The following is a 3,596-nucleotide window of genomic DNA, read 5'->3' as shown; positions in this document are numbered from 1 at the left end:
AGCCAACCCAGAAAATTACCTGCCATGGAATTATCTAGAAAATAGTGAGTAACGGCTGACTTGCTTTCCAAAAAAGACTGAATTGGGCTAACCGCCCAAGTCAAACTATGCAGCCGTAAGCTCACAAAGCCAAGCTGAAATACATGCCTTACTTAATGTAACTAGTATCGGTGGGTTAGTGTGGGATTCATTACCCGAATCTACACGTACTATTTTTTGTAGAGCATCGCAGCTGAAAACAGGGCATATCAACTTACCGCTTCATGAATTCAATGAGACTGATCGTGCTCAGTTGCTCAAATCTATTAAATCGATTAACTCGGTTGCTCAAGAAATGAATCGACTTGCGGGCATTCCACTTCATCATTTTAAATGAAGGTTGCTATGAATAAGTCTACTAATTCAGGGCAAGATATAGATAAAGCATATTTTGAAGGGTTTTATTCCACAGATGGTACTGCGGGATATCAGCCTATTTATTTAGATGAGCAGGATCCAGTTAAAACCCTGTCAAAAGATGGTTTGTGGAAAACCTTTAATCCTTATGATCCGACTGCTAAACAGAAATTCAAACATTTTCGTGCTACACCTAAAAAAGTCCTTGAAAATGCGCACGTTGCTACCGAAAAATTATGGGAACGCGACAAGGAATGGGCTTGTTCGTTATTAGATAAAGCGGTTCCTTCTGATTTAGCTATTTCTCTTTTTGCTCAGTACGCAAAAAGGTGGGAAAGTTATGTCTTACAGAAGCAGGCTAATCCAACAAAGAAAAGCCGTACAAATCAAAGTAATGTGTGGTTGCGCAAGCGTATTAACATGGTGAAACATGGTGTTGCCGCGTTTCCCGTTTCTCTGGATAATTTAAAATATGATGGCTTGCGTAAAAGTGTTGCACAAATGTGGGCTGATAAGTGTATGGCCGCTATTGTTGAGGAAGCAGATAAAAATAAAAATATGGATGAAGCCTATCAAGTCGTGAAATTATTTTCAGATCAGTGGGGCTTCACTGTAAAAACACCGGCTCAGACCTTTGAGCCACTTGAAAATGAAAGTGATGAAGATTATTCGGTTCGCATTATAAATGAAAATGCAGGGTTTCGACTTACACGATTAATTGATGAGGTTTGGTGGTTAAGAAAAATTAATATTGCATACAGACGGTTTTGCGAGCATTGCCAAATTTTAAATGGTCGTGCTCGCCAAGGTGTTTCTCTCTATTTAAGCGATGTTGGTTTGCGTGATTTTCGATTCAGAAAAGCAGCAACCAAAATTGCACTGTCTAAAATGGTTGCGCGTAATGAAGAAACTGGTGATGAAATCAATATGCTTGAGGCTTTTAATACATCAGTTTCTAATCCTGCTATTCGTCGTCATGAGTTAATGGTGCGGATGCGTGGCTTTCAAGATATTGCAGAAGAAAATAAGTTAATTAGTGGTTTTTTTACGTTAACCGCGCCTTCTCAATATCATGGTTACAAGATGAGTAAGGATAAAAAATGTTCCAGAGAAAATACAGAATATAAAGGATTTACACCAACAGAAACACAGCAATATTTATCTGCAATCTGGGCCAAAGCCCGCGCCGCATTGAAACGACTGAATATTCCCTTCTTTGGCTTTCGAGTTTGTGAACCACACCATGATGAAACACCTCATTGGCATGCACTTTTCTTTTTCAAACCTGAACATGAGCAAGTCATCCGTTATATGTTGGCTGAATATTTTACACAGGCTGATAGGCATGAGCTTAATGTTGATCACGGTGAGTTTAAGGATTGGTATAACTTAGCAATTGGTAAAAGTGATGATGGTCGGTTCATTAAAACCGTTGATGCTGATGTTGCTAACAATATGCTGTCTGATATTTCAAGTCGTATCAAACGTCGATTTTTATACAAGCGCATGGATCCAAGTAAGGGCGGTGCAACGGGATATATTGCCAAGTATATCGCCAAGAATATTGATGGCTACAAAATGGAAGATGATGAAAATTCAAATACGACTGCTGACCGTAATGCAGAGGCTGCTTGTGGCTGGGCAAGTACATGGGGTATTCGTCAGTTTCAACAAATTGGAGGTCCTTCTGTTTCTGTGTGGCGTGAACTTAGACGTTTACCGCAAGATGAACAAGTGAAAGAAGAAAAGGCTGCCGCGAAAGATAAAGGAAAAAGATATCAACCTAAAATCCGAGCCATTACTGATTTAAAAAATGAAGAGCATGACATTGAAGTGGCCCGTATTGCTGCAGACTCAAACAACTGGGGCATGTTTATTCATGCAATGGGCGGTTTATTTGCCACTCGCGATAGTTTCCCTATCCGTATGGTTTATAAGCCTGTGGTTAATGCATACGGCGAGACTGTTAATAAATTGAAAGGGGTTGGGTCATTTGATAAAACGATGATCACGCACTCTGACGATTGGGTTATCACAAAAGTAGGAGAGGAAAGTCATTTTGACCTTGAGGAACGCCAGTTCCGCCCTTGGAGTTCTGTCAATAACTGTACGGAAGATGAAAATATAACGGTTGAAAGTGTCATTACTGATCAATTTAAACTGCTAGGAGTTGAGCGTGATGATTACCTTTTAGATCCCGTGATGCAAGGATCCAATATTTTAACGGGGATGGACGTAAGGCATCGTTATTTAATTCGGATTTAGGTTTGCAGTTGCGAGTTGAAGAAATCGCTGTATCTATACCCGTGATCTTTGAAAATGCTTTTCATTTGAATAAAAATGTTGAATTTTATTTTAGAAGGATCAAACTAAGGCAATGCAAATATCTCTGACCTATCAAGAAAAATCAGCCTTAGAATCACGCCATAAAAAATGCAGTGATAAGCGAGAGTGCGACCGAATTAAAGCTATTTTATTGTCAAATGAAGGTTGGTCAACAACGATGATCTCTCAAGCCTTACGAAAACACCAAACAAGTATTATTCGCCATCTAAATGATTATGCATCTCACCAGAAAACCACATCAGATAATGGTGGTTCAGATAGTTACTTCAATGATGCACAAACCGAATTGGTTATTGAGCATTTGAGTGAGATTACTTACTTCCATATGCACGAGATTCGAGACTATATAAAGAGTGTTTTTGACGTAGAGTATTCCATTTCAGGTTTGCAAAAGTGGCTTCACTGCAATGGCTTTAGTTACAAGCAATTTAAAGGTGTCCCACACAAATATGACCAAGAAAAACAAGATACTTTTGTTGAAAAGTATAATGAGCTAAAAGCAGTCGTAGCAAGTGATGAACCTATACTTTTTATGGATGCCATACACCCAACGCAAGCAACCAAAGTAAGTTGTGGCTGGATAAAAACGGGGGTTGATAAACCGATAGAAACAACAGGCAGTCGGACTCGGTTAAATATTGTAGGTGCGATCAGATTAGGTCATTTGCAAGATGCTATCACGAAACAATATGCCACAGTAAACGGAATCGATTATTGATTTTTTTAAGTGGCAGATTCAACTCTGAAGTGCATAACCGCTACGCAGCTATAGCTGCCATGTATTCAGCCATTAATTTGGCTGGTGTTTTGTAATTTATTTTCTTTCTTGGCCTATCATTGAGCTTTACTATTAC

3 protein-coding genes are annotated in these 3,596 nt (G+C 39.1%); all 3 read left to right on the top strand.

Going from position 1 to position 3,596, the window contains the following annotated elements:
- The first annotated feature begins 178 nt into the window (after window positions 1-178).
- Complete coding sequence (locus tag KSO91_RS16520; protein ID WP_238744122.1) at window positions 179-376, top strand: hypothetical protein; 198 nt, start codon at window positions 179-181, stop codon at window positions 374-376.
- Between the two features lie 8 nt (window positions 377-384).
- Window positions 385-2,661 (top strand): replication endonuclease, encoded by a 2,277-nt coding sequence (locus tag KSO91_RS16515; protein WP_238744121.1) that lies wholly within the window; start codon window positions 385-387, stop codon window positions 2,659-2,661.
- A 112-nt stretch (window positions 2,662-2,773) separates the two neighbouring features.
- Window positions 2,774-3,460 carry a winged helix-turn-helix domain-containing protein gene (locus tag KSO91_RS16510; RefSeq protein WP_238744120.1) on the top strand — a complete coding sequence of 229 codons (687 nt, stop codon included), beginning with the start codon at window positions 2,774-2,776 and terminating at the stop codon, window positions 3,458-3,460.
- Window positions 3,461-3,596: the final 136 nt, after the last annotated feature.

Source organism: Psychromonas antarctica (assembly GCF_022267535.1).
Lineage (GTDB): Bacteria > Pseudomonadota > Gammaproteobacteria > Enterobacterales > Psychromonadaceae > Psychromonas > Psychromonas antarctica.
The sequence above is the reverse complement of the archived record's forward strand: the minus strand, read 5'-3'. Positions and strand labels throughout refer to the sequence as shown.